Origin of the sequence: Sphingomonas sp., assembly GCF_019749955.1 — a bacterium.
In the GTDB taxonomy this organism is placed as follows: domain Bacteria; phylum Pseudomonadota; class Alphaproteobacteria; order Sphingomonadales; family Sphingomonadaceae; genus Sphingomonas.
This window is the reverse complement of the sequence record NZ_JAIEPC010000058.1, coordinates 12,852-38,064: the sequence shown is the minus strand read 5'-3', so window position 1 is coordinate 38,064 and position 25,213 is coordinate 12,852. Positions and strand designations below refer to the sequence as shown.

General features: G+C 64.7%; 27 protein-coding genes and 1 tRNA gene. 19 read left to right on the top strand and 9 right to left on the bottom strand.

Annotated elements, in window-relative coordinates; translation table 11 throughout:
- The first annotated feature begins 84 nt into the window (after window positions 1-84).
- From K2W81_RS11760 to K2W81_RS11740, 5 genes are all read left to right on the top strand, one after another.
- Window positions 85-726 (top strand): LemA family protein, encoded by a 642-nt coding sequence (locus tag K2W81_RS11760; RefSeq protein WP_294104506.1) that lies wholly within the window; start codon window positions 85-87, stop codon window positions 724-726.
- Window positions 727-742: 16 nt separating this feature from the next.
- Window positions 743-2,458 (top strand): M48 family metallopeptidase, encoded by a 1,716-nt coding sequence (locus K2W81_RS11755; protein WP_294104504.1) that lies wholly within the window; start codon window positions 743-745, stop codon window positions 2,456-2,458.
- A gap of 39 nt (window positions 2,459-2,497) precedes the next feature.
- The gene (gene dapF / locus K2W81_RS11750) at window positions 2,498-3,454 is read left to right on the top strand and encodes a diaminopimelate epimerase (protein WP_294104503.1); all 957 of its coding nucleotides are present in this window, start codon (window positions 2,498-2,500) and stop codon (window positions 3,452-3,454) included.
- Window positions 3,455-3,553: 99 nt separating this feature from the next.
- Entirely contained in the window at window positions 3,554-4,024 is a 471-nt protein-coding gene (locus tag K2W81_RS11745; RefSeq protein WP_294104501.1) for a hypothetical protein, read from the top strand.
- A 47-nt stretch (window positions 4,025-4,071) separates the two neighbouring features.
- Window positions 4,072-5,310 (top strand): terminase family protein, encoded by a 1,239-nt coding sequence (locus tag K2W81_RS11740; RefSeq protein WP_294104510.1) that lies wholly within the window; start codon window positions 4,072-4,074, stop codon window positions 5,308-5,310.
- A 100-nt stretch (window positions 5,311-5,410) separates the two neighbouring features.
- Here the strand turns inward: K2W81_RS11740 and K2W81_RS11735 are convergent, their stop codons facing one another.
- Window positions 5,411-5,704, bottom strand: coding sequence for a hypothetical protein (locus K2W81_RS11735; RefSeq protein WP_294104497.1), 294 nt, complete (start codon window positions 5,702-5,704; stop codon window positions 5,411-5,413).
- A 202-nt stretch (window positions 5,705-5,906) separates the two neighbouring features.
- On the opposite strand from K2W81_RS11735, the gene K2W81_RS11730 reads away from it, so the two are divergent.
- The 8 genes from K2W81_RS11730 (at window position 5,907) to K2W81_RS11695 (ending at window position 11,909) form a co-directional block, all read left to right on the top strand.
- Entirely contained in the window at window positions 5,907-6,569 is a 663-nt protein-coding gene (locus tag K2W81_RS11730; protein WP_294104495.1) for a spermidine synthase, read from the top strand.
- Between the two features lie 68 nt (window positions 6,570-6,637).
- Window positions 6,638-6,916 (top strand): hypothetical protein, encoded by a 279-nt coding sequence (locus tag K2W81_RS11725; protein ID WP_294104493.1) that lies wholly within the window; start codon window positions 6,638-6,640, stop codon window positions 6,914-6,916.
- Between the two features lie 292 nt (window positions 6,917-7,208).
- Window positions 7,209-7,358 carry a hypothetical protein gene (locus K2W81_RS11720; RefSeq protein ID WP_294104491.1) on the top strand — a complete coding sequence of 50 codons (150 nt, stop codon included), beginning with the start codon at window positions 7,209-7,211 and terminating at the stop codon, window positions 7,356-7,358.
- A 30-nt stretch (window positions 7,359-7,388) separates the two neighbouring features.
- Window positions 7,389-7,814, top strand: a complete 426-nt coding sequence (locus K2W81_RS11715; RefSeq protein ID WP_366932245.1) for a hypothetical protein — start codon at window positions 7,389-7,391, stop codon at window positions 7,812-7,814.
- On the top strand, window positions 7,814-8,002 hold the full coding sequence (locus K2W81_RS11710) for a hypothetical protein (protein WP_294104489.1): 189 nt from the start codon (window positions 7,814-7,816) through the stop codon (window positions 8,000-8,002). The genes K2W81_RS11715 and K2W81_RS11710 overlap by 1 nt, the downstream gene beginning before the upstream one ends.
- Window positions 8,002-10,119, top strand: a complete 2,118-nt coding sequence (locus tag K2W81_RS11705) for a phage tail protein (protein WP_294104487.1) — start codon at window positions 8,002-8,004, stop codon at window positions 10,117-10,119. Before K2W81_RS11710 ends, K2W81_RS11705 begins: the two co-directional genes overlap by 1 nt.
- A 17-nt stretch (window positions 10,120-10,136) precedes the next feature.
- The gene (locus K2W81_RS11700) at window positions 10,137-10,640 is read left to right on the top strand and encodes a DUF2793 domain-containing protein (RefSeq protein WP_294104485.1); all 504 of its coding nucleotides are present in this window, start codon (window positions 10,137-10,139) and stop codon (window positions 10,638-10,640) included.
- A gap of 120 nt (window positions 10,641-10,760) precedes the next feature.
- Window positions 10,761-11,909, top strand: coding sequence for an OmpA family protein (locus K2W81_RS11695; protein WP_294104483.1), 1,149 nt, complete (start codon window positions 10,761-10,763; stop codon window positions 11,907-11,909).
- A gap of 119 nt (window positions 11,910-12,028) precedes the next feature.
- Here the strand turns inward: K2W81_RS11695 and K2W81_RS11690 are convergent, their stop codons facing one another.
- Complete coding sequence (locus K2W81_RS11690; protein WP_294104481.1) at window positions 12,029-12,784, bottom strand: folate-binding protein; 756 nt, start codon at window positions 12,782-12,784, stop codon at window positions 12,029-12,031.
- 23 nt (window positions 12,785-12,807) lie between these two features.
- Between K2W81_RS11690 and pyrC the strand changes: the two genes are divergently transcribed.
- On the top strand, window positions 12,808-13,863 hold the full coding sequence (pyrC, locus tag K2W81_RS11685) for a dihydroorotase (RefSeq protein WP_294104479.1): 1,056 nt from the start codon (window positions 12,808-12,810) through the stop codon (window positions 13,861-13,863).
- On the opposite strand, the gene K2W81_RS11680 is transcribed toward pyrC, so the two are convergent.
- Together K2W81_RS11680 and K2W81_RS11675 are read right to left on the bottom strand one after the other, a co-directional pair.
- Window positions 13,854-14,264 (bottom strand): DoxX family protein, encoded by a 411-nt coding sequence (locus tag K2W81_RS11680; protein ID WP_294104478.1) that lies wholly within the window; start codon window positions 14,262-14,264, stop codon window positions 13,854-13,856. The genes pyrC and K2W81_RS11680 overlap by 10 nt on opposite strands.
- 10 nt (window positions 14,265-14,274) lie before the next feature.
- Window positions 14,275-15,018: a DUF1134 domain-containing protein gene (locus K2W81_RS11675; RefSeq protein ID WP_294104477.1), complete on the bottom strand. Its 744-nt coding sequence runs from the start codon at window positions 15,016-15,018 to the stop codon at window positions 14,275-14,277.
- 160 nt (window positions 15,019-15,178) lie between these two features.
- Between K2W81_RS11675 and K2W81_RS11670 the strand changes: the two genes are divergently transcribed.
- The 3 genes from K2W81_RS11670 to K2W81_RS11660 all read left to right on the top strand — a co-directional run bounded on the left by K2W81_RS11670 (window position 15,179) and on the right by K2W81_RS11660 (window position 17,065).
- Window positions 15,179-15,271: transfer RNA gene (locus K2W81_RS11670), tRNA-Ser, on the top strand.
- Window positions 15,272-15,458: 187 nt separating this feature from the next.
- Window positions 15,459-16,775, top strand: coding sequence for an integrase arm-type DNA-binding domain-containing protein (locus K2W81_RS11665; protein ID WP_294104475.1), 1,317 nt, complete (start codon window positions 15,459-15,461; stop codon window positions 16,773-16,775).
- A gap of 62 nt (window positions 16,776-16,837) precedes the next feature.
- Window positions 16,838-17,065 (top strand): hypothetical protein, encoded by a 228-nt coding sequence (locus tag K2W81_RS11660; RefSeq protein WP_294104473.1) that lies wholly within the window; start codon window positions 16,838-16,840, stop codon window positions 17,063-17,065.
- 4 nt (window positions 17,066-17,069) lie between these two features.
- On the opposite strand, the gene K2W81_RS11655 is transcribed toward K2W81_RS11660, so the two are convergent.
- Window positions 17,070-17,774, bottom strand: coding sequence for an AlpA family transcriptional regulator (locus K2W81_RS11655; RefSeq protein WP_294104469.1), 705 nt, complete (start codon window positions 17,772-17,774; stop codon window positions 17,070-17,072).
- A 90-nt stretch (window positions 17,775-17,864) separates the two neighbouring features.
- Here K2W81_RS11655 and K2W81_RS11650 point away from each other — a divergent pair, with 90 nt between their 5' ends.
- The gene (locus tag K2W81_RS11650) at window positions 17,865-18,320 is read left to right on the top strand and encodes a hypothetical protein (RefSeq protein ID WP_294104466.1); all 456 of its coding nucleotides are present in this window, start codon (window positions 17,865-17,867) and stop codon (window positions 18,318-18,320) included.
- On the opposite strand, the gene K2W81_RS11645 is transcribed toward K2W81_RS11650, so the two are convergent.
- The 4 genes from K2W81_RS11645 to K2W81_RS11630 all read right to left on the bottom strand — a co-directional run bounded on the left by K2W81_RS11645 (window position 18,317) and on the right by K2W81_RS11630 (window position 21,095).
- Window positions 18,317-18,481 carry a hypothetical protein gene (locus K2W81_RS11645; RefSeq protein ID WP_294104464.1) on the bottom strand — a complete coding sequence of 55 codons (165 nt, stop codon included), beginning with the start codon at window positions 18,479-18,481 and terminating at the stop codon, window positions 18,317-18,319. The genes K2W81_RS11650 and K2W81_RS11645 overlap by 4 nt on opposite strands.
- A 217-nt stretch (window positions 18,482-18,698) precedes the next feature.
- Window positions 18,699-18,938 carry a hypothetical protein gene (locus tag K2W81_RS11640; protein ID WP_294104462.1) on the bottom strand — a complete coding sequence of 80 codons (240 nt, stop codon included), beginning with the start codon at window positions 18,936-18,938 and terminating at the stop codon, window positions 18,699-18,701.
- Between the two features lie 63 nt (window positions 18,939-19,001).
- Window positions 19,002-19,979, bottom strand: coding sequence for a hypothetical protein (locus tag K2W81_RS11635; RefSeq protein WP_294104460.1), 978 nt, complete (start codon window positions 19,977-19,979; stop codon window positions 19,002-19,004).
- 84 nt (window positions 19,980-20,063) lie between these two features.
- Window positions 20,064-21,095, bottom strand: coding sequence for a hypothetical protein (locus tag K2W81_RS11630; RefSeq protein ID WP_294104459.1), 1,032 nt, complete (start codon window positions 21,093-21,095; stop codon window positions 20,064-20,066).
- Between the two features lie 505 nt (window positions 21,096-21,600).
- Here K2W81_RS11630 and K2W81_RS11625 point away from each other — a divergent pair.
- Window positions 21,601-25,089: a hypothetical protein gene (locus tag K2W81_RS11625; RefSeq protein ID WP_294104457.1), complete on the top strand. Its 3,489-nt coding sequence runs from the start codon at window positions 21,601-21,603 to the stop codon at window positions 25,087-25,089.
- The last annotated feature ends 124 nt before the right edge of the window (window positions 25,090-25,213 follow it).

Below are 25,213 nucleotides of genomic sequence, written 5' to 3'. Positions count from 1 at the left end.
AACGGCCGGTCGATACCCACAGCTAAGTATATGTTAGCGAATGCGACTTAGATCGTTTCGCAATCAATGCAGCGGAGGCGCATGATGGCAACGGTACCTGACCAGAGTTTTATCGAAGCAATTGACCTGGAAGGCCGGTTGATCCGCGCCAGCAATTTCCTGCTCGATTTCTGGTGGGCCTGGCTGGTGATCGGCGCGCTGGCGTGGCTCGGGCTGAAAATCCGCAGCCAGCATGCGCTGGTCGCCAAGCTCGACGAGCGCGCCGATGCGGCATTCGGCGATGTCGACGCGCTGCTGGTCGAGCGGCGCACGCTGATCGGCAATCTGGTCGAAGTCGTGCGGGGTTTTGCCCAACGCGAGCAGGACATGATCCGCGACGTGCTCCACGCCCGCATCGATGCGCTTGAGGCCATTGGCGAAGCGGCGATCCGCACCGAAACCCAAGTCGCCAATGTGCTGCAGAACCTGTTCACCGTCGGCGACAGCTTTCCCGAACTGGCGAGCGCCATGCATTACAGCACGCTGCGCCACGATCTGATCCGGATCGAAGAGCGCATCACCGCCGCGCGCAAATTCTACAATCTGGCGGTCGAGGAACTCAACAGCGTCCGCCGCGCCTTCCCCGGCAATCTGCTGTCGCGCGCCGATGCGATGCCCAAGCGCGAGAAATTCTCGCTCGGCGAGCGGCGCGATGAGTTTGCCGAGGCGGCGAAGATCAGCCTCTGACCGGAAGGGCGGCGTGATGGCAGTGCGGGGCTATGTAACGCATGCGCGCGCCAATGAGCGGCGCCGCACCGCGCTGTTTCTGCTCTATATTCTGGCGTTTGAGCTGGTCGGTGCGTTCGCGCTGACGATTTTCCTGCTGATCTTCGACGAAGAATATACGATTCTGTCGAACCCGGTCGGCTATGCCTTGCGCTATGCGCTGCCGCTGGCGGGGGTGTCGGCGCTGATCTTCTGGTCGCTCTATCGCGGCCATGCCGCCGCCGTGCAGCGGCGGCTGAAAATCAGGATCGTGTCGCGCGCCCATGAGCCGCGCTTCGTGGCGATTGCCGAGGAGCAATGCACAGCACTGGGCGTGCGCTTCCCGCGCTTCGGCGTGGTCGAGGTGCCCGAACCCAATGTCATCACCGTCGGCGAAGGCCCGAGCCACGGGCTGATCGCGGTGACGCGGGGGTTGCTCGATGCGCTTGACGATGACGAACTCGCCGCGGTGATGGCGCACGAAGCGTCGCACATCCGCCAGGGGGACACACGGCTGCTCGCCGCCAACCACGCGCTGATGCGCACCGCCGTGATGCTCCAGACGCACAATATGCTGCGGATCGAGGATTGGCGGGCAATGATCATCCCGCTGTTCCTGCCGCCGATGATGCTCATCCTGCTCGCGGGCAGCACCGCGACGATGCTGGCGATGCAGCTAGCGCGCTATGCCCGGCGCGGGATCAAGCTCGGCCGCGACCATATCGCCGATGGCGAAGCGATCCGCGCGACCCATTTCCCCGATGCCTTGCTGAGCGCCTTGCGCAAGGTCGGCGGACGCGGACGGTTTCGCGGCAGCCACGATGTCGAAGGGCTGTTGTTCGATGGCCCGTGCGACCATGAAGGCGGATCGCACCCCCCGGTGGCGGAGCGGATCAAGGCGATCACGGCGCTGGCGGGCGATCTGCTGGCGCCGGGTCGGCAGCGGCGCGATAGCCGAGGTTCCGCCGCCGGGGGCTTCGGCCGCGCCCCGCAGCCCCTCGCCTCGACCGCCTATCCGCGCGACGCAACCGGACGCCCGGTCGTGCAGCCCGAGCGCGGCACGCTGCGCCATCTGGGCCTCTATTTCACCGACCGCGAGGCTTATAACGACTGGCAGAGCGCGTGCATCGATTGGGCCGAATGGCGCGCCGAAGACAAGCGCAATGCGCTTGGCCTGAAGCCTGCGACGGTGCTGCCGGTCGCGGTGACATTGGTGTTCATCGCCGTGTTCCACTGGCCCGTCGACAATGACCCGGCGAAATTCATCCGCACCTTCAGCCCCGTGACGATGGTCGACGTGGCACGCATGGTCAATTCGGGTCCGACGTGCACCGGGCCATCCTATCCCAACGGGAAATGTCCGAGCACGGTCGCCAAGGGTATTTCCCTGCACGAATCGGCCCCTGCCAAGCCTGCCCGCATCATCCGTGACGGCGACAGCGATCGTTCGGCCGCGCGCGGCAATTTCAACGACGCGCCCGACACGTCGATGCCGATCTTCGTCGGTTTGATGCTGCTGGTGATGGTGTTCCGGCCCAAATGGATGCACTTCGTGCTCGGCAACGTGGAGCTCAAGCGCGACAACAGCGGCAGGATGCGCTGGATCGAGCGCAAGCGGGGGCCAGCGGCACCACCGGCGCCCGAGCCTGATCGCGTGCCCCAACCAGTGGCAGCGGTGCGCGCTCCCGGTGGCTTTGGCCGCAAGCGCGTCTGATCCATTTGCAACGCGCGGTCGCGCGCCTAAATTGGCGCCATGCGGATTGCCTTCACCAAATGCCACGGATCGGGGAATGACTTCCCGCTGATCGACGCGCGCGCGCTTCAACTGCCCGATGCGAGTTGGGCAGGCGTCGCGCGCGCGCTGGCGGATCGCACCGGGCCGGTCGGCGGTGACGGATTGTTGCTGCTGACCAAGGGCGATGAAAGCCACGCTTTCGGCATGCGGATGTTCAATGCGGACGGCTCCGAAGCCGAGACGTGCCTGAACGGCTTGCGCTGCGTCGCGCGAGCGGGATTTGCTGCGCTGGGCGGCACGACGGCGCGGGTGAAGCTGAAGACATCGAGCGCGACGGTGGCGATCGACCCTGATCTCGCCCCCGGCGTTGTGACGATCCGCGAGACGGCCGGCCCCGCCGATCCCGATGTCAGCCACTGGCCGCTGGCGGGCGCGACCTTGCTGGTCGATGCGCGCGTGCCGAACTTGCCGAGCGAGCGGCTGTTCACCGCGATTTCGATTCCCAACCCGCATCTGATCAGTTTCGTGGCGCTGGTCGACGATGCCGAATTGAGCGCGATTGGCGCGGTGTGTGAGGCGGCGCCCGCCTGGCTGCCCAACCGCGCCAATGTGTCGTTTGTCGAAGTGCGCGACGGCGATTTGTTCGTGCGCACCTTTGAGCGCGGCGTCGGGCTGACCGATAGCTGCGGATCGGCGATGGCCGCGTCGACCTATGCCGCGTGCCTCACCGGTCGGGTGAAATTCGCCAAGCCACTCACTGTGTTCAACGCGGGCGGCATGGTGCGCGCCGAGGCGGGCGAAGATGCGATGGTGACGCTCAGCGGCAATGCGACGTTCGAATGGGATGGATCGGCCGAGGTCGACCCGCTGCGCGGGCTGGCGGGCGATCTGGTGATCGATCGCTGGCACAATGACGAAATCGCCGCCTGGGCGGGGGTGATCGAGCGACTAACCGATACGGCACATTTCGCTTGACATCGTCACGCTGTTTCGGTACATAACAGGAACGCTGAAGAATTGCGAGTCGGGGCGGTCGGGCGATGAGCCGGGCCGCCCCTTTGCGTTGGAGGGACTATGGCGGCGCGGACGGCAACGACGGGGGCAAAGAAGAAAACGCCGACAATTGCCACGCGACGGACCAAGTTTCTGAAGAAGCTGGCACAGACCGCCAATGTCAGCCTGTCGGCGCGCCATGCGGAGATGTCCAAGTCGGCGCTCTACAAGCATCGCCAGAAAACGCCGTCGTTCGCAGCCGCGTGGGACGATGCACTCGGCGAAGCGCTCGACGCGCTCGAACAGGCCGTAATCGAGCGCGCCCAACATGGTGTCGAAAAGCCGGTCTATTTTGGCGGCAAACTGATCGGCACGGTGCGCAATTATTCGGATGCGCTGGCGATGTTCATGCTCAAGGCCAAGCGCCCCGAAGTCTACGCGCGGCTGAGCGAGGAATTGCCGAATCAGGACCGCGACGCTGCTGCCCGCGCCGAAGTGCTGCGCCGGATCGAGCGGCTGGGCGACGCGGACGCGCCGGAGGACCCCGCATGAGCGCGTCGCCCGCCGCGCAGCTCGCGCGGTCGGGGCAGGCCACTGAAATGCTGGCGGGCGTGCGCGACTGGCGCGGCCTGCTGCACGACTGGCGCTTTTGGGCGCGGCCCGAGCAAGTGCCACCGCCGGGCGACTGGCGCGTGTGGTTGATGCTCGCGGGGCGCGGTTTCGGCAAGACGCGCGCCGGGGCGGAATGGGTGCGCGGGGTGGCGGAGGCCGATGGCAGCGCGCGGATCGCGCTGATCGGGGCGAGCGCGGGCGAGGTTCGCCGGGTAATGATCGAAGGCGAAAGCGGGTTGCTGGCGGTGGCGCCGGAGCCGATGCGGCCCAAATGGGAGCCGTCGCTGGGGCGGCTGAGCTGGCGGTCGGGCGCGCAGGCGTTCGTCTATTCGGGCGAGAATCCCGATGGCCTGCGCGGGCCGCAGCACAGCCACGCCTGGGCCGATGAAATTGCCAAATGGGCGTGGCCGACGGCGACTTGGGACAATCTGATGATGACCTTGCGGCAGGGCGAGCGGCCGCGTGCGCTGGTGACGACGACGCCGCGCCCCATCGCGCTGCTCAAGCGGCTGCGCGCGGCGCAGGGCACGGTAACGGTGACCGGGCGGATGAGCGACAACCGGCTGCTGCCGGGGGCGTTCGTGGCGGCGATGACCGCCGATTATGGCGGCACACGGCTGGGGCGACAGGAGCTGGAGGGCGAGTTGATCGACGATCTGGCGGGTGCGCTGTGGACGCGCGTGATGCTCGAGGTGTGCCGCGAGCGCGTGCTGCCGCCGCTGGTGCGCGTCGTGGTGGGCGTCGATCCGTCGGCGAGTGTCGGCGGTGATGCCTGCGGGATTGTTGCGGTCGGGATCGATGCCGATGGGCTGGGCTATGTGATCGAGGATGCGAGCGTTGCGGGCGCCTCGCCCGAGGGCTGGGCGCGCGCGGTGGCGGATTGCGCGGTGCGGGTCGGCGCTGATCGGGTGGTGGCGGAGGCGAACAACGGCGGCGCCATGGTGCGCAGCGTGTTGACGGCGGCTGATGCGGCGCTGCCGGTGACGTTGGTCCATGCCGCGCACGGCAAGACCGCGCGGGCGGAGCCGGTCGCGGCGCTGTATGAGCGTGGGCGGGTGAAGCACCTGGGGGCTTTCCCGGCGCTTGAGGATGAGATGTGCGGGCTGATTGCGGGGGGCGGTTATGAGGGGCCGGGGCGGTCACCCGACCGGGCCGATGCGCTGGTGTGGGGCTTGAGCGAGTTGATGTTGAAGCGGAGGCGTGAGGTTGGGGTGCGGCGGTTATAGCCCAAACCCCCGTTGGTCCCGAGCGCAGTCGAGGGGCCGGCGCGACGCGAGTCGCTTGTGGCCCGTCCCTCGACGTTGCTCGGGACGAACGGCGGGGTAGTTAAGGGTTGTGGCGCTTCCGCTTGCGCCACGCACTCGCGGCGGGGAAGGCGCTGAAGATCGCGACGGCAAAACCCGTCATCGCGGTATGCGGGTCGTTCATCAGCGTGCCGATCGCGCCGATGACCGCGCTGTAGAGCGGGAGGAGATAGACCAGATAGGGAATGATCCCGGCAAAGCGGCGGCGGGCGCCATCTTCGTCGATGAAGAAATAGCCGAAACCGAGCAGCGGCACCGCGAAGAGCAGCGCGAGCGCGATCCAACCGGCCTGAGCGAGACTGGGCATGACGGGCATTCTATCGCGCGGCGGCGAGCGCGGCTATAGGGCGACGCATAACGCTGCGTGCAGGCGTCGCCATCGCCCCGTTTGCCCTGAGCTTGTCGAAGGGCCGTTCTTCTTTTTCCGGCGGGTCGCAAAGAAGGACGGTGCTTCGACAAGCTCAGCACGAACGGTGAGAAGGAATCCCGGCCCGCGCGAACACCATCACGGAGGCCTGATGATCCCGCGCGAACTGATCGATACAGTGCACGTGCCCGGCGGCGGCGAGATGCGGCTGGTGCGGCGCGGCACCGACTGGTTCATCATGCTCGGCCGCGAGGAATTGATGTCGAGCCGGATGAGCGGCTCCGAAGAAGCGCTCGGCACGATGGCGTGCGACCGCGTCGGGGCGGATGCGCGGGTGCTGATCGGCGGCTATGGGATGGGCTTTACCTTGCGCGCGGTGCTGGGGCGGCTGGGACCGGGCGCGCAGGTGACGGTTGCCGAGCTGGTGCCCGCGGTGATTGCCTGGGCGAAGGGGCCGATGGCGGAGTTCGCCGCCGGGTGCCTCGATGATCCGCGCGTGCGCGTCGTCGAGGATGATGTCGGCGCGGTGATTGCGGGCGGCGCGGGGGCGTGGGACGCGATCCTGCTCGACGTCGACAATGGCCCCGACGGGCTGACGCGCAAGGGGAACGACCGGCTCTATTCGCCCGCCGGGCTGGCGACGGCGCGCGCGGCGCTAAGGCCCGGCGGGGTGCTCGCGGTGTGGTCGGCAGCGGCCGATCCGGCGTTTGCGAAGGCGCTGGGGCGGGCGGGGTTCGATGTCGACGAAGTGGTGGTGCGGGCAAGAGCCAGCGGCAAGGGCGCGCGGCACGTGATCTGGTTCGGGCGGCGGTGAGGACCGTTTGGCCGAGCATATCCATCAAAGCTGTGGAAAACAGACAGTTGATATGGCAGAATTGAAAGATGCAAAGGTCGGATTACGAGGCGAAGACAAAGGCGGTCGCAGAGCGAGAGTTCGGCGCTGCGAACGTCAACGCCATCATCGCACACCGAAACGTTGACGAAGACGGTGATCCGATTTGGCGCGTTGTCATCGTGCTGGCCGATCCGCGAGACGTGGCCGCTGGGAAGATGTCCGGCTTTGTCCGCCACCTTCGAGTGGCACTCCCCGAGGAACCGTTCCCTATCGTGAGCTTCCGTTCCCAAAGCGACAATCTGGAATCGAGCCCTGAAGCCGCTTGACCTGATCGCGGCGGCGCAGAGCCTCATAGAAGGCAGCAATCGTCCAAAGGAGGCGCGTCTTCGAAGAGCGCAAAGCACGCTATATTATGGTCTGTTCGATTGCTTGGCCCGCTCGTGTGCCGATAGTCTAGTCGGTGCGAGCCACGCCATAAGGACAAGCGACTCATGGCGACTGACTTATCGATCGCTCGACCACGGCAATGCAAAGAAGGCATGTCAGAACACGGGTGCGTTCTCAATCGATATCCAGGACTTCGCTAATGCCTTTGCAAATCTCCAAGAACGTCGCCATTTGGCTGACTATGACCCTCATTTCAGACTTACCAAATCCGAGGTACTGTTCGATATTGAACTTGCAGCAGATGTGATCAGGCGTTTTCAGGACGAATCGATTCAAACAAAGCAACCGTTTGCGGCCCACGTGCTTTTAAAGAAGCGCTGAAACTAGCCATCTGGCTACAGAGGAAAACCAATGAAAATCTTCGGCTGGAAGGCGGCCGGGCGGGAGAAATTCCGTCCGGCTTTGGCGCGTTATGGGCTTGCGGCGGGCGCGACGCTTGGCGAATGGCCTTCGTCCTATGAGGCGCAAGTCCGGGAAGGCTATGCGCGCAATGCCATTGCCCAGCGGTGCGTGCGGCTGGTGGCCGAAGGCGTTGGCGGGGCGCCGCTGATCGCTTCCGATCCGGCGCTGGCCGCGCTCGTAGGCGCACGGTCGGGCGGGCAAGTGCTGGTCGAGACGGTGGCGGCGCAATTGCTGCTGCACGGCATCCGGCGACCGGGCTTGATTGCGTGGGACTCGTGGCGTTCGCTTATGGGGATGACGCCGTGCCGAGCGGCTATGCGTTGCGCGGCGGCGATCCGGCGCGGGTCGCGGCACTCATCGAAGCGCGCGGGCTGATGGCAGTGGCGGACGCTTGCGCGGGCGATTTGCTGCTCTGCGCGAGCGGCCCCGGCCAGCTCCATCTGGCGATCGATAGCGGCAGCGGCGTGATCCATGCCGATGCGATGCTGCGCCGCGTCGTCGAGCGGCCGGGGCCGATACCCTGGCCGGTGATCGGCCGCTGGCGGATGATAGGAGAAGCTTGATGGCAACGCTCGTGCTTACCGTCGTCGGCACCGCGATTGGCGGGCCGATCGGCGGCGCGATTGGCGCCATCGCCGGGCAGGCGATCGACCGTGAATTGTTCAAGGGCAAGGGGCGCCAAGGCCCGCGCCTGACCGAATTGTCGGTGCAGACGTCGTCTTATGGCAGCCAGCTGCCGATGATCTTCGGCGCGATGCGGGTCGCAGGGTCGGTGATCTGGTCGACCGATTTGATCGAAAGCACGTCGAAAACGAGCAATGGCAAGGGCCAGCCGAGCACGACCAATTACAGCTATTCGGCGTCGTTTGCGGTGGCGCTGTCGGCGCGGCCGATCAGGCGAGTGGGGCGGATCTGGGCCGAGGGCAAGCTGCTGCGCGGTGCTGGCGGCGATTTCAAGACCGCGACGGGGTTTCGACTCCATAGCGGCGACGAGGTTCAGCCGGTCGATCCGCTGATCGCGGCGGCGGAGGGCGCGCAGGCGAGCGCGCATCGCGGATTGGCCTATGCGGTGTTCGAACATTTCCAGCTCGCCGAGTATGGCAACCGCATCCCGTCGCTGACGTTCGAAGTGATCGCCGATGACGGCCCGGTCGCGATTGGTGCGATTGCCGAGGCGATTGGCGCCGGGCTGGTGACGGCGGGCGGCGCGGGGGCGATGCTCAGCGGCTTTTCGGCCTATGGCGACAGTGCGCGCGGCGTGCTGGAGGCATTGGCCGACATCGGCGGGCAGTGGTTTGCGCCTGCGGGCGGCGGGCTGGCGCTCCGGATCGATGGCGCGCCCGATCGGACGATTGCTGACCAAGGCGCGGGTGCGGGCAAGCGCGGGGTGCGCCATGCGCGCAAGCTCGCCGCGATCGAGAGCGTGCCGCAGGTGATCACGCTCGCGCATTATGATCCCGCGCGCGATTACCAGATCGGGTTGCAGCGTGCGCGCCGGCCGGGCGCGGGGCAGCGCAGCACGCGGCTCGAGGTTGCCGCCGCGATTGACGCAAGCGCGGCGAAGGCGATTGCCGAGACCGCGCTCCGCCGTGCTGAAGTGGGGCGCGAGACACGTCAGGTTGCGCTCGACTGGGCGGCGCTCGATCTGGCGCCGGGGGCAATTGTCGCGATTGACGGCGAGCCGGGGCGGTGGCGCGTGACGGGTTGGTCGCTTGAGGCCATGGTGCTGACGCTTGATCTGGTGCGGCTGGGGGGTGCGGTTGCGGCAACGGCGGCAAGCTCCGGCCGCGTGCTGGCGAGCCCGGATGCGGCGGCGGGACGGACGATCGTCCATGCGGTCGAACTGCCCGCGCTGGGCGACGAGATTTTTGCGGCGCCGCGCGTGCTGGTGGCGGCCGCCGGGGCTGGGGCGGGGTGGCGGCGCGCGGCGCTGCTCTACAGCATCGACGGCGGCGGCCGCTGGGTCGCCGCAGGGTCGACCGCGCTGCCTGCCACGATCGGGACGGTCGCTGTGCCGCCGCGTGTTGCCGGGAGTGCTTTGCGCGATCTCGCTGGGACGATCGAGGTCGAATTGGCGCATGACGCGATGACGCTGGCCGATGCCGATGATGCGGGGCTCGACGCGGGGGCCAATCTCGCGCTGGTCGGCGACGAGCTGCTGCAATTCGGGCGCGCCGAGCCGATCAGCCCGACGCGCTGGCGGCTGTCGCGGCTGCTGCGCGGGCGGCGCGGGACCGAGGCGGCGGCGGGGCGGCAAGCGGCGGGTGATCGCTTCGTGTTGATCGAGCCCGAGGCGCTGGTCGCGATCGACCTGCCGCTATCGGCCATCGGCGGCGAAGTTGCGGTGATGGCGTCGGGCATTGGCGATGGCGACGGCCCGGTCCGGGTCGATGCGCCGGTGACGGGCGCGTCCGTGCTGCCGCCTTCGCCGGTTCACCTGCGGATCGATGCGGCGAGCGGCGCCTTGCACTGGGCGCGGCGCAGTCGGGCGGGGTGGCGCTGGATCGACGGTGCCGATGCGCCGCTGGGCGAGGAGCGCGAATCCTATCGTATCGACTTTGCTACTGGCGCGAGCGCGGAGACGGTCTCGCCGACCTTCCCGATCGGCGACGACACGGCCCTACCCGTGCGCATCCGGCAGCGCGGCACCAATGGCCTGTCGCACGCTGCCCGACCTTGAGACCGAAGGAGCAAGAAATGACCGATGAGACGACCGCGCGGCTGGCGCTGCCGCTGCTCCAGCCGGGGCAAGCGCAGAAGGAGCTTTATCACAATGAGGCGCTCGCGCTGCTCGATCTGGCGACTCAGGCCGTAGTGGAGGCCATCGGCGTCGACACGCCGCCCGACGCCCCCGATCTCGGCGCCTGCTGGGTGGTGGGGAGCGCGCCCAACGGCGCGTGGGCCGGGCACGCACACGCCATTGCGGGCTGGACCAGCGGTGGCTGGCGCTTCGTCGCGCCGCGCGAGGGACTGTCTGTCTGGGATCGTGCTGGGGGGCAGCAGAGTCGATTCGCAGGCGGCGGCTGGCGCAATGGCGTGCTCACCGGGCATCGGCTGCAAATCGACGGTAATTCGGTGGTGGGGCCGCGCGGCCCGGCGATTGACGATCCGGCGGGCGGCACGACGGTTGACGCTGAGGCGCGCACGGCGATCGCCGCGATTCTGGAGACCTTGCGCGGGCATGGTTTGATCGCGACTTGAGGAATCGCAGTTCTGTGGCCTTTGCGCCACAGTTCGGGGTATTTGCCCGCTTGCGTGGAAACTAAGCTTTGGCTAGGGAGTTGGGGCTGTCCGTAGTGACACTCAAGAAAGGGGATTATGATGCGGAAGCTAGCCGTTTCACTGGCACTTGCCTCCACGATCATCGCCACGCCTGCCCTCGCCCGCGACAAGTCGTGGTACGTTGGCGTCGATGGTGGTGCAACGATCGTCGAAAAGATCGATTACAACATTGGTACGGCGCCCCGCGCTGGCACTATCACCCATGATTACGGCTATGACGTGTCGGGTAACATTGGTTACGACTTTGGCGCGTTCCGGGTCGAAGCCGAAGTTGGCTATAAGCGCGCGACGGTAAGGAATTATTCGTCCTCGACGACCACGCCAACCTTCTCGACCAACGGCGCGCTCCTCAATGCGGCGCCGGGCGTGTATCGCGGCGTTGGTGGTAACACCTCAGCGCTGAGCTTCATGGTCAACGGCCTGCTCGACTTCGGTGACGATGACAGCATTCAGGGCTTCGTTGGTGGCGGTGTCGGCATCGCTCGCGTCAAGGCCTCGGGCTACGCACTCAGCCAGTCTGGCGCTTTCCTTGACGATTCGGACACGCGCTTCGCCTATCAGGGCCTTGCGGGCGTTCGCGCACCGCTCGGCAAGCATCTCGACGTTTCGATCAAGTACCGTTTCTTCACGGCACCCGATGCGCGCTTTGTCGACATTCGTGGCCGCAACTTTGGCGGTACCTATCGTTCACACAGCCTGCTTGGCGGCATCACCTATAACTTCGGCGGCGCAGAAGCACCCCCGCCGCCACCCCCGCCGCCGCCGCCTCCGCCGCCGCCACCCCCGCCGCCGGAGCCGGTTGCTCCGCCGCCGCCTCCGGCTGCTACGCCGTGCTCGCCTGGGCCTTTCATCGTGTTCTTCGACCATAACAAGTCGGACATCACGCCTGAAGCAGCGTCGATCCTCGACAATGCGGTTTCGGCTTATGGCAACTGCGGTCAGGCGCAGGTCATGCTGGCAGGCTTCGCCGATCGTTCGGGCAACCCGAAGTACAACGTCGGTCTGTCGCAGCGTCGCGCTGATGCCGTGAAGGGCTACCTCGCGTCGCACACGATCCCCGAAGGCGTCATCACGACCGCGGCATTTGGTGAAGATCCCACCAAGCTGCGCGTCCAGACCGCCGACGGCGTTCGCGAAGTGCAGAACCGTCGCGTGGAAATCACCTACGGGCCGGGTTCGGGCAACTAAGCCTCAGCTCTGGTACAAAATCGGGGAGGTCGACTTTGGTCGGCCTCCCTTTTTTGTTGAGCAGCCCTTTTGTTGATTGGGGGCGAACCACATGCTGCGGCGCGGGTAGGGCGCCAGAGTCAGTCGCTCGCGAGCGCAGCCTCCAGCCATTCAGGCACAAGCGCATCACCGAGCGCCTCGATTCGGCGCAGCTCGACCTTCAGCCCTAACGCTTCATAGCGTGCACGCGTCCGGTCGCCTGCCGGGCCGATCGGTGCGACCACCAACCGGCGGTTGACCTTGGCGCGGTGATGCATCCGTGCGGTATTTTCCTGACCGATGTAACACCCCTTGGTAAAGCTGACGCCGTGCAGCTCGCGCGCATTGCATTCGAGCCAGAGCGTTTCGCCATCGCCGAGCTCGCCAACCCCTTCGGTGACGCCAAGCCCGAGCCGATGCGCGTGCCAGCCGCTCGCGGTCGCGCCGGGCGCGCCGAGCCAACGCCGCCCCAGCGCCGCGAGCCGGGGATCGTCGACGCCGCAATCCGAATCGCGCGCCCAATGGACCGCGAGCGTGGTCCGCTCGATCGTGATCGCCCGCCGCAGCCGGTACAGACTCAGCCGCCGCGCCAGCGCGTCGGCGCGATCCGCCTCGCAATCGATCAGCACACTGACATCGTCGCCGCCGTCGGCGCCATCCCACAGGATGAAATCGAACAGCGCCTTGCCCTGTGGCGACAGCAGCGCGCTCCATAGCGGGTGACCGGGTGCGAGCGCGCCGAGATCCTGCGTCACCAGCCCTTGCAGGAAATCGCGGACATCGTCGCCCGCGACCCGCAGGACGGCGCGATCGGCAAGCGTCGTTGTGCCCGGGGCGGAGGGGGTGGCATCTGTCATGTCCCCTAGCTAGGAAGGGCGCAATGGAATCCCAAGCCCCCCGCCGATTGACCATCCGTCGCCCCGACGACTGGCACGTCCATTTGCGCGACGGCGCGATGCTCGCCTCGGTGGTCGGCTACACCGCGCGCCAGTTTGCGCGCGCGATTGTGATGCCCAATTTGTCGCCGCCGGTGACGACCGCTGCGGCTGCCGAAGCCTATCGCGCGCGCATCATCGCGGCACTCGCCCCGGGCTTGGACTTCACCCCGCTGATGACCTGCTACCTGACGGATCATGCGGACGCCGCCGACATCGAGGCGGGCTTTGCCGCCGGCGTCTTCTCCGCCTGCAAACTCTATCCTGCGCATGCAACGACGGGAGCGGCACACGGCGTCACCGACATTGCGGGCCTCGCGCCGGTGTTCGAGACGCTTCAACGGATCGGGATGCCGCTGCTCTTGCACGGCGAAGTCACCGATCCCTCGGTCGATATCTTCGATCGTGAGGCGGTGTTCATCGACCAGGTGCTCGCAGGATTGGTGCGCGATTTTCCGGGCATGAAGATCGTGTTCGAACACATCACGACAGCCGACGCCGCCGATTTCGTGCGCGATGCTGGCGCGTTGGTCGCAGCAACGATCACGCCGCAGCATCTCCACATCAACCGCAATGCTATGTTCGACGGGGGCATTCGCCCGCACGCCTATTGCCTGCCGGTCGCCAAGCGTGAGGCGCACCGGCTGGCGCTGCGCGCGGCAGCGACTTCAGGCGACCCCAGCTTCTTCCTCGGCACCGACAGCGCGCCGCACGCCGCCAGCGCCAAGGAAGCGGCGTGCGGCTGCGCGGGCATTTTCAACGCGCCCTTCGCGCTCGAAAGCTATGCCGCCGTGTTCGACGAGGAGGGCGCGCTCGACCGGTTCGAAGCCTTTGCCTCGGAAAACGGCCCGCGTTTCTACGGGCTGCCGCTCAACGAAGCGCGGATAACGCTCGAACACGCGCCCGTCACGGTGCCGGATCGCCTGTCGGCGGCGGGAGCAGACATCATCCCCTTCCACGCCGGTGAAACGCTCGGCTGGCGGATCGCCGATCAGGGCTGAGCCGGGCCAGCGCGTCGAAAAGGCCAGTCGATCACCGCACCCGCCCACAGCGCCCACCAGATGATCACTGGCTGAAACAGCAGCCGTGGCACATGGTACCAGGGGCCAAGGACGACCCCGCCGACCGCAATGCCGTCGACCGCATGCTTGATGTTGGCGGGGAATACGCACAGCGCATAAAGTGCCAGCATAACGCCGGCCCACCAGCGCAGGCGCGGCACCAGCAGTGCGACGGACCCGGCAATCTCGCACATCCCGGTCGCAAGGATCACCTCACGCGGGTAGGGGACCCAATCGGGCGTGATCGCGACGAACCCGCCCGGCGACTTCAGGTGGACGATTCCCACCGCGAAATAGGCGACCGCAAGTACGAGGCGCGCGATCGCACGGGCTTGGGTCAAACCGCGCGCTTCAAAACGGCAGCCAGCGCGCCTTTTCGCTGAACTTCATATAGCCGATGTTGACGCCCGCGCGCGCGCCGACGCCCAGCCGGATCGGGATGAGGACGGTGTTACCGCGCCGCAAATAGGTCGCTGAAAAGCCGCCGACGAAATAGAGATGGCCTTCGCCTTCGGGAAAGCGGCGGTAGATCTCCTGCGAATCATAGAGGTTATAGACCAAGACGAACACTTTGGAGGCATTGCCGCCGAGGTCGAAACCCACCGAGGGACCGGTCCAATAGATCGGCCGGTCGCCCTCTACCCGGTGCGACAAAATGCCCGAGCCATAGCGCAGGCCGACGACGAAAGCGCCCGAAGCCTCGCGTCCGGCGATATAGGCATTGGGTTCGCCTTGGTCGCGCAGGACTTTTTCGAGGATGCCCGCCAGTCCCTGCGCGCCCTTGCCGAACACGCCCTCGCTCGCGCTGAGCAAATCCTTGCGCTGATAGGTTGCGGCGGCGGCGGTCGCTCCGGTCGCCGGATCAGCGGCATTGGCAGGCGCGGGCGGCGGCGCCACGGGGGGCGTGACGCGGGTATCGGCGCGCGGTGCTTCGGCTGGCGGCGGCGCGGGCGCGGGCGTGCGCGTCTGCGGGCGCGCAATGTCGCTGTCGATCGCAGTGTTGGGGTCAACGGTGCGCACCTGCGCCGCAACCGTTGCCGTCCCCATTGTGGCGATCAGCAACGCCAACCCCACCGACTGTGCAAATTTCTTCATAACGCCAACCTCTTCGCTATATGCGCCCGAGGGTAGCGCGTCGCGAGTCGACCGCGCAACCGCGCGGCGACGGTGCGAGTCGATTTCGCGCCCGACCGAATCGAACTGATGGTTGAAGCGCGCCGCGAGCGCGGCTATAGCCGCCGCTTGCCGCCAGACCGGAGACGTGGGTGAGTGGCTGAAACCAGCGGTTTGCTAAACCGCCGTACTGCGATTAGCGGTACCGAGGGTTCGAATCCCTCCGTCTCCGCCAGTTCGCTGTCTCGCACCGTCCACCAGCGTCTATCGTCCATTGTTTCGTAAGGATTTATGCGGAATAATCGGCTCCTGATGTCCACCGACAACCACCACCAGCTCAGCCAATTCGGGGGTATCCCCGGGGTATCGAGCGTCCGATCATGGGGGTATCCTGTCTGCGGCGGGCCAGGCTGGGGGTATCGATGCTGACGGACACTGCCGCTAAGAACGCAGCGGCTCGCGAAAAAGACTACAAACTGGCCGATTCCGGAGGCCTCTATCTCTTCGTGACGACCAAGGGCGCGAAGGTCTGGCGGCTTAAATACCGCCATGCGGGCAAGGAGAAGCTGCTCGTGCTCGGGCACTATCCGGGCATCCCGCTGAAGACCGCGCGCACCATGCGGGATCGGGCGAAGGACGCCCTGGCGCTCGGCAAGGACCCGGTGCTCGAGGCGAAACGCGTCAAGCTGATCGGCGACGCCCGCGCGATCGACACGTTCGAGAAGCACGCCCGAGCCTGGCACGATGCGTCAAAGGGACGGTGGAAGCCGGTGCACGCAGCGGACGTGCTTACCAGCATGGAGAACAACCTGTTCCCTGATCTGGGCTCCTATCCCATCACCGACATCGACGAGCCACTTCTGCTCGCCACGCTCAAGAAGGTCGAGGCCCGCGGTGCGCTCGAGACGGCCAGGCGGCTGCTCCAGCGCGCCAAGAAAGTGTTCAAATACGCAAAGGCGCACGGCGCCGGCTGCGGCAACCCGGCAGCCGACATGGTCGTGGCCATGAAGGCGCTGCCGAAGAAGAGGAAGTGGCCGGCGATCACCGTTATCGAGGATTTGCGCCTGCTGATGCGCGGCGTGGACAACGCCGGGGCCATGCCGACGACCAAGCTGGGATCGCGGTTCACGGGGCTGACCGCCCAACGCCCGGGGATGATCAGGCGCATGCCGTGGAAAGATATCCACCACGTCGATTGGTCGAAGCCAGGCGAGCCGTCGCCGAAGGCAATGTGGATAGTGCCCTCGGCCGAGATGAAGCTCGAGTTCGAGCTGCGCGACGACGAGGCCTACGACCACATGGTCCCGCTTAGCCATGCGGCGGTCGAAACGCTGCACGCGGCGCGGCTGATGACGGGGAATGGTCCGCTCATCTTCCCGTCGTCGTGGGATCCAACAGATCCGATGAGTGAGAACACGATCGGCTATCTCTATCACCGCATCGGCTATAAGGGCCGGCATGTTCCGCACGGCTGGCGCAGCTCGTTCTCGACGATCATGAACGGTCAGGTCGAGCGCCTGGCGATGGGCAACGATCGCTATAACCTCGACCGGCTGATTATCGATCTGATGCTGGCCCACAAGCCGATCGGGATGTCGGCAGAGGAATTCACCTACAACCGGTCGGCGTATATGGACCGCCGCCGCGAGATCGCGGAGAGCTGGGCCGCTCTGCTGCTCGACGGCGCGAAGCCGGTGGCCGAGGTAATGAACGGGCGGCGACGCTCGGCATATCGCTGACTTGACTCGCGCGCAGACATTCGGCGACCTCGACGCCGTGAACGCTGGTGGGGGCGATCGGCATGTGGTGGATTCTCGGGATCGTGGCGGCCTTCGCCTTCTTCGTCATCGGGCGCGAGGGCCGCACGACCGCGACCGGTGGCGGCGCAACCGCAGGGTTGGTCATCGGGATCGTGCTGGCGCTGATCTATGGGAACTGGTGGCTAGTCGGTCGCGCGGTGATCGTCGGCATCCTGATCGGCTTGGCGTTTGAGATGCTGGCGCTGGTGCCTCGGCTCTGGACGCGGTGATCGCCTAGCGCGGATTCGCCAGCCAGGCTGCGACCTCGGACTCGTACCAGCTGGCCGGCCGCGATCCGGGATTGATCTGCTGGGGGAAACGGCCCTCGGCTATGCGCTTATAGATCGTCTGCTTCGCCATACCGGTCAGCCTCTCAATCTCCGGCATGCGGATGTGTCGATCGATTATGCCGACCGGGACCGGTGGCGGCACCGCCAGGTCCGGACCCGGCTCCATCTCGGTCGAGGTCGCGCGCTCCTTCTTCATGATCGGCCGGGGCACACCCTCGCAGCATCCGTCGAAGATGGCCTTGTGGTCCTCGTCGCCAATGAAGATCCGGTGCGTCGGTGGCGAGCTCGCGTCGAACGGCCGGCGCATGTCCAGCGCGCATGTCGCGAATCGGTGCGTGAAGTCGTCGAGCTCCCATAGATCTGCCGGCATCTCGACGGCCTGCCCGCCGCCGATCGGTCGCGCCCATGCCTTCAGCCTGTCCTCGACCAGCAGCTTGCCGAGCAGCCGGATCGAGGAGAGAACATAGGCCCTGGTCCGCGCGTCGCCGTCGTCATCGAAGGCCGCAGCGATCTCGTCGGCGGGCAGACCGCGCATCAGCACGGTGTAGGTGGTCAGCGCCTCGCCCAGCAGCACCCGGCCGCCTGATCGCGGCCAGACGTCCTCGCGATATGGCGACCACGGCTCGATGGTGGTGTCGGTGGCGTTCATCATACCAGCATATCCCGGCGTCCGTTGCCGATGCGTGAAGATCGGCGTGGATGGTTCACCTTGGCGCTACGATCTGCCACAAGCGGAGCGATGACGATCAACCGCGACGATTCGATGATCACCGGAGAGGAATTCCGGATCCGCCGGCTCGCGCTCAACCTGGTGCAGCCGATCATCCAGGACTTCCTTGGCGTCCAGCGCTCGGCCCTCGACCGCTGGCAGCAGGGCCGCTCCAAGATCCCGCGCCGCGCGCGAGAGATGCTCGAGATGGCCGAGGCCGACGTGCAGGCCGTCGTCGACGACTTCCTCGAGCGCCATACCCAGAAGGTCCCGGCGCCCGAGATCACAGCGCTGCCGAGCGCCATGCCAGAAGGCTGGCCTTGGGGCGAGCATACCTGGTTCGTCGCCCTCGGTCGCGCGCGGTTCACGCTGGCAGAAACCGGGCCGACGCACCGGCTGGTCACCATTGGCGAGCCTACCGAGGACGCGGTGGAGGGCTTCAATCGCATGCAGGCGCTGCGCGACGGGGACATGTCGGTGTATTAGCTAGCCGTCTTGCGGCGGACGAGGACTTGATCGTGGACCAGCATGGCAGCGACGATGCCGAGTGCGCCTGCGAGACCGTAGACCGTCCGGTGCGTCCAGTCCGGCGCGATGGCGATCTGGGCGATGACCGCGCCTTTGCTGATCGCGATCGCGAGGCTCATTGCGGTTGACCAAGTTCGTCGAGCCATTTCGCCAGATCCTTTGAAAACCTCGATGAATCGAATCTTCGTGCGTCCGATCGCCGGGCAGCTTCTCGAGAACGTCGAGCGCGATCCGCATCATTAGGATGGCTCCCCATTTGGACTCGGCAACATCACACCATCGAAGAATCGGCTCCTAGGCTGGAACCTCTCTGTTTTGGACGGCCCCACGACCGAGTTACGACTTGGCTGCAAGCGCGCGCATGCGATCCAGGCAATCTTCCAGCTTGAGCCGGGGCCAAGAGAAAGCACCCATGGAGTGGCAATAGCAGCGGAGCTTGTCGCCTTCTCGAATCCAGTTCGCTTTGGGGCAGCCTTGCTTGCAGATGATCTCCGACCCCGGCTGATTTGATTCGGGAACCTTGCGGATCATGCGATCGACATAGCGTTCGATCGAATCGTCGTCGGGGTTGTCCATAGTGATGCGTCTCCGGTCGTTCGTTAAGAAAACTTGCACCGATGCAAGTTTTTGGGTGGTGGATCATTCTTTCAGTGCGTCGAATGCGGATGTCAGGGCGGATCGGGTGAGTGAGGCGAGATCGCTGCCGGTGATCGACCAACCGTCACCGTCGCGTTTGAGGGTCGCTATCAGCGCCCCGTCGGTGTCTCGCAGGTCGCGGGTGCCGTCGTCCCACAGGCTGGATACGAAAGCTGGCCGCGTTGTACAAAGCGCAGCGTCGATCTGCTTGAACAGCGGTCCGGCGTTAACAAGGCCATCAGCAGCGATAGCGGCTGCTTCCGTCATGTCCATGACGATCCGGCGCCTGTCGGGGTCGGTGCAGAAATCAACGATGCGACTGGCGATATCAGCGTTCGAGATCGTGTGCGGATCAATCTTTGCCAAGATACGCCGGTCGAGCTTGCCGATCTTGGCAACTTTGCTGAGGCGGGGTTCCCATTTTTCAGCCGAAATTCCCTCAGCGCGCATCCAGGCGCGGCGGTTGCGGTACTTCGCCTCGCAGCCGACGATGTAGCAGGCCTTTTCATACAGGCTCTTGGGCCGCGGCTTTTCGAACATGCTGGCCAACATCGCTTCGCCATCGACAGCCTCGCGGATGATCACGGCGACCGTGACGTTCGTGGTCGGCGCGCTACCAGCCAATTCCATAGCTGCGATCACTGTCGGAATTTCGGTGAACGCGATGTAGTGACCATCATCCGCGCGCAGCACAAAAGGATAGGCCATCTGCGCTTCGCCGGCTTTGAGGCGTTGACGCGCATCTGCGATCGGTGCGGCATAGCGCTTCGCCAGTCCTGCGACGTCCATCCCGAACCTATCGTCGATTAGGATCTGTGTCGCATCGACCAGAACCATCGCGGCATCGCTAGTGATAGGCGGCCTCGAGTTCGCTACTACAGCGGCGACACGGCGCGATCGCGTCGTGACGGCGGCGGTCGCTGATCGCGGGGTTTCCGGCAGGTCCATCGGCAGCGATGGAAGGGGCGAATCGGTCAGCATGGATCATCCTTTCGAAGGTCATGCAGCCCGGAGAGGCGGGCCGCGCGAGGGCAGAGGTGTAGACAGCAGGTAGCGCGGCGCAGCTCATGGACCACGCGGGACTCCGGCTGCGCGGATGGCGCGAAGCGCTTCCTGCATCGCGGGATGTGTCGCGACCCGGTCGAACGCCTCGTTGACGTCGCGGCGCTTGGCGAGTGTCTTAAGCGTGATGACGTTGTTACACTCGAGCAACGCCCACGTCTTACCCGCACACCATCCGGCGACCAGCGTAATATCAGCGCGTGCTTCCTCGCTGATGGCGCCGCCCGGCAAAGACATAGGTCGGGACGGCGTCGTCATTTCGGCGACCTCATCGACGATGGCCGGACCGTCTGCGACAAGCTTCTGATCGGAAGGCGGTAACATTGGTCTGGCGGCGGGCACCGTCGCCCCTGCCGCGACTGCCAACTCATCGATGAACGCTTGGTGCTCGTCCAGCGCGGCAAGGGTCGTTAGCTTGGTGATGATACCGTTGAGGTCGTATTTGCCGCCGCGCTCCGCTTCCAGTTCGGCAAGGGCGCGCGCGCGGCTCGAATTCGATGAGATCAGGCCGGCGACTGTCGGCCAAGTTTCGACTGGCACGTCGTCAATTTGGATCGCCCGACGGCTCAGCCGCTTGTCGCCGTCCGCTTTTGCAGCCTTTTGTCGGCGGGCTGCTTTGGCCGGAGTAGCGCGCTTGATGAAGCCGAGGTAGATGCATTGTGGACCCACAACCGCTGTGATTGCGGCAACCCGAATGCAGGCGGCCGCTAACAGCGCTTGGTTAAGCAGTGTCGGGCTGACCTTTAAAGCGACGACGGCATCGTTAAACCCGACATCGGCCGCGCGCACCTCGGCGCTTATGGGTTCGTGTCGAAGGCGTGGGTGCTTGCCCCATTCCGCATATCGGTTGCGAACCGCTACGTCGGTGGCATTGACGATATGTTGAATCAGCGCCTGCGCACTTTTGTTAGCCGCGGCGTGATATTCGGCGAGCGTGTCACGACGGGCCTGTTGGTCGTCTGCTATCGCAACGGCCGTGCACGCGATGACGTCCGCGAACGATTCGATGAGGTTCTGAACAAGCGTGTCGAACATAGCGTCCTCGGGTCGAGGGCGGCTATGACGGCCACGTGGTGTGACCGATCCCTCGAATGGGGATACTAGTTATTGGGCAAATCGCCGGGTGCCTAGCAAATAAATACTTGCGCATGTGGAAATGTCCCCGGCGAGGTTGTGGCCGATCTTCCTTGCAGTGAGGCCTGCTGGACCGAAGTGTGCGCAGGCTTAAGCGTTGCAATCCCTATGCAAGGTGAAGCTGAACGCACCTTGCATCAAACTTTCGGGTGACATCGCGCGATGCAAGGCGCAATCGCATCGGCCTTGCGAGTGGCAGAAGTGGGTATGCAAGGCCAAAGTAAAACGACATCGCATGCCAATCAGCCAGAAGAAGTGTTTTTTGCGCAATACGCTAACACGTTTGATCGTGTTAGCTTGCTATAGTATCCTTTAAGGGTCGACAGGATTTCACGCACAGGTGCGTGGGCGCCTGCCGCGGGCTTCGTGCTGCCAAGGGTCAGCACAATGGGTAGGGAAGACGCCAGTGCCGTCGCTTGCCGAATTTCAAAAGCGGTTCTGCCGAAGGGTAATCGGCGATTTGCCGGCAGATCTCGAGGCGCTTGAATGCGAGGATGCGTTGGGCATCCTTCGCCATCATGTTCGCCGACTGCTTGATAGGACGGCGCGCCACACCGATCGCCAACCGGCATATGCGTCTCGTCCGTCGTTCTCGATACCCGGATCGCCACCGGCTTCGCGCCTGCAATCTGCCGAGGGCTATATCCCGTTCCACTTCGCCAAAAACAAGGTAGAGGACAGGACGGCAAAGGAGTTCGATGCGTATGCGAGCGGTAAGGGGCAGATTGTTCCCACCGACTTGGAAGCTGGACGCGCGGTCGAAATTGTGGCGGGCATCGATGGCGCTGACAGGGAAGCCTATATGGCGAGCCACGGTGGTCCGGACGGCGCAGCGCCAGATCGTTGGACCAATTTGGCCGACGATCCCGCGATGCGTGGCGAGCAATGGGCAACGATCGAAGCGTTCGAACGCCATGGGCGCGTCAATCCGGACGGCAATCCGCCAGGCCTGAACTTCTTCTACGATCGCGCACCGGTCCTGTTCGACGACGTGGCAGCGCAAGCGGACTGCCCGACCGGTCTTCGCAGATTGATCGCGAAGCAGCGGGACCGCGTTGCGGCGGAGAAGCCATTGTCGCAACGCAAGGCACGCGATGGCGTCCGATGGATCGATGAACGGGCGTTCGATGTTTTCGCCTGGATTAAGACCCGACCTGATTGGCCAGAGGATGCCAACAAAGCCGAGCGGCCGGCGCGCGTGTCGCAAGGGCGAGCCGTGCAAACGCATCTGGCTGGGGAAGGGGAATATCATGCCGCACTAGGAATAGAGGCGCGCGGCCGGATTCGGAACGGGATGATCGATCTTGTTCAGCGCCAGCGCAATCCCACAAGCGCGACCGAGGCCGGATGGTTTGTCCCGATGACGATCTGCGACCATAGGCCCGATGGCTTGAACGATCCGCTCAACGATCATTTCCACTGGTTGATCGGCACGCGGCGGGCGCGGTTCACGGAAGACGGAGCCATGGAGTTCGAAGATCACAAGGTCGATGCGATCACTCGCAAGCAGTGGCTGGAGGTCATGCGCGATGAGCTTGCGCGTCTCACCAATGCCGAGCTCGAACGGATTGGAGTCACTGTCCGATATCACCCCGGAACGCTGGCTGAGATGGGGATAGACGCGACCGCCCAGCAGAAGATGGGAGGACGTCGAACCGTGCTTGAGCGTGCTGGGTTTAGTACGGAACTTGGCCTGTATAACGACACGGAAGGCTGGCGTAGGGCATTCACCATTGCACAAGGCGATCACGCCGCCACGCTCGTCGCAATCGAGCAGGAGCATCCCAAACAGGATGAAAGGCAGGCGCGCGCGCGGGCTGCCAAGATCGCTGCTGCCGAATTGCGTTACGAGGCTGCGCAGATCCAGATTTTGATCGACATGTCCCGAAGCCGCGCCGAACGCACCGCGCGCTTCGCTGGCGAATATGCGGGCGCTGCATCGTCACCTCGCGTTATCGACGGCTGGTTGTCGCGCGGGCGCGATGCCGAAAGCTATTTGCGCCAACTCGATATCGATCTGGCCGCAGAACGTGCAGCGATCGCCGAGCGCCTTGCCAAAGCGGACCGCCTTGATGTCGAAGTTGCCGCCCAAATAGCTGCTTCTCTAGCCTCACCGATCGATCCGCGCTTGGGACAATCGTTGCAGGCGGTTTCGCCGAACAGGACGGAAGACGTATCCCGTCTGAACACTGACCGATCAAAAAACGACGTCCATCGAGCTATCGATATCATTGCGAAAGCGCCGCTCCTTGTCAGCGACGTGGAAGGAATGCTTCACGTCGCGGTGCGCGACGATCCTGACCAAATGATCGCGGGCATCGACTTGTCCGCAGCGCAAAGACGACTTGCGGGGATACACCGAGTGCAGCAACGTGAACTTGCACAGGTGCAAGCTTTCGCGCGTCGGCACGGCGGGGCTGCATTGTTTGACGATGATTGCGAGACGCACACCGCATGGTTCCAGGGGGCGATGCGTAAATGGCGGGATGCACCCGTCATGCAGCGATGGTCGCAGGAATTGGAGCTGTCACGAGCGAGCACTCGGGCGGTTGATATCGCGACAATTGGTGCACGCCTCGACCGGAAAGGACGTGAACTGGCCGATCTGCCCTCCCTGGACGGGCTATCCTCGCTCGATGAGATACCGTTCCTCAATGACATTCCTGGATATCATGACGAGGAAGGAGGATCGGAATTCTCGGCGCCGACGCACGCACCTGCGTCGACACCGGCGGCGCCTCGCAAAGAGGACAAATCGCGGTCACCAAGGCCGACAATTGAACCCGATAAACGGCCATCGCCGAAACCTCGGTGGACCGAGATCGAACAACGTCATCGCAAGGAAGTCGATAGGCGCGCGACCCGCGATCGTGCAGAGATCGATCGTTCGATCGAGACCGCATTAGTTCAGCGAACTGGTGGCCGCGATGCGCTTACGCCCTATGCCGCTCGCCTGCTACGACGGATCGAAAGCGGGCTCGACCCGGCGAACGTGCCGAGAAAGATTGGCCCGGCAGGCCAAGCGCTGGATCAGCGTTACGCCGCCGAAATCCTAGTGCTCTCGCGCGAGCCGGCGTTCCGCGCACGCGTTGAGGCAGCCCAGCGTCGAGACGCGGCACTGTCGGCAGAGATCGCAGACGCCATGCGCTACAGCACACCACCCGATCTCTTGGGTAGGGTCGGCGTTGAGCACGATCGTCTTCAGTTCGGGCAAGTGACCCGCGAGGCGTCGGGCGGGTTGCGCACACCGTTGGAATGGGCCGAACAGACGACAGCGTTAGTCATCGAACATGGGATACCGCTTACTCGGCACAAAGGCCTGACTGGCATCTACGACGCAGAGGTTTTGACGCGGTCGCATTACAATTATGCCGGACTGCTGCATCCGTCAGTCCAAAGCACGCTGGAGGTGGAGCAGCGCATTCAGGCCGAGCAGATGCGGGCTATTCTGGGCAAGGTGCAAGCAGGCGCGCTCAAGGTCGAAACCTCTATCGCGCAAATCCCGCTGTCCGACATGATCTCCACCTCGGTGAGAGTGCTGAACGGTACAGCGGAGGAACGAGCATTTGTATTTCGTCGCCAATCCGATGCCGCTCTTTATTTTGAATCCCGCAAGGCGCAGGCTGCAGGGTCCGAAAATATCGTTCCACTCCGACATGCCAGCGCGGTCGTGCGCGCTTGGCTTCTGGCACGAGATGACGGGGCATCGTCACAGGTGATGAGCCTGTTTGCCGAAAGGCTTCGCGCGCTGAGCAAGGAATTGGACGTCGTCGGCATGCCCCCCAGCGATGCTAGGGCGCTCACGGATGTTTTGGCTCCGCCGACTTTCGAACCTGTCCGTCCCATCAGGCGCGGTAGCCGTGTTCAGGTCATTCGGAATGAGATTGATCCATAAATGCCAATTTAGCATTCTGAATTGATGGCGAGCGCCGTCTCAATATTGGGTTTCGCGCAAGGCAACCGGATAATCATGGTCAAACGCGAGCCAGTGAGGAAGGAAGATCATCGGCAGGGCCAAA